Raw genomic sequence first — 440 nt, 5'->3', positions numbered from 1 at the left:
ATCTTGTGCTGAAATTGGATTGCCAGCCACATCAGACACGCTAGCTGTGGCGGTAAGTGTCCCGTCGTTTAATGCGCTGGCATCAATCGGATCGGTAACGTATTCGCCGTTTTGTACAAGCGCCGTGGTTTCAACTTGGTTTGTGCCATCGCTGATGATCACCGTCACGGTTTGACCGTCTTCCACATCGCTCACCGTCCCACGCACGACCATGGCGGCGCTTTCACCGTTACCATTAATCACGCCGTCGGTGGTTTTATCAATACTGGTTGTGATCGCTGCGGTGTTATCAAGTTCTACGCTATCTTGCGCATTTACAGGGTTACCTGCCACATCGGATACGCTGGCGGTAGCGGTGAGTGTGCCGTCGTTTAATGCGCTTGCATCAATCGGATCGGTGACGTATTCGCCGTTTTGTACAAGTGCCGTGGTTTCAACTT

At 52.0% G+C, this 440-nt stretch carries 1 protein-coding gene; it reads right to left on the bottom strand.

Going from position 1 to position 440, the window contains the following annotated elements; genetic code table 11:
* Window positions 1–440: hypothetical protein (locus tag PSH48_RS20975; protein WP_273612320.1), on the bottom strand; the 440-nt coding region annotated here is incomplete at both ends.

Source organism: Pseudoalteromonas sp. Angola-4, from assembly GCF_028599265.1.
Taxonomy (GTDB): Bacteria; Pseudomonadota; Gammaproteobacteria; order Enterobacterales; family Alteromonadaceae; genus Pseudoalteromonas; species Pseudoalteromonas atlantica.
The sequence above is the reverse complement of the archived record's forward strand: the minus strand, read 5'-3'. Positions and strand labels throughout refer to the sequence as shown.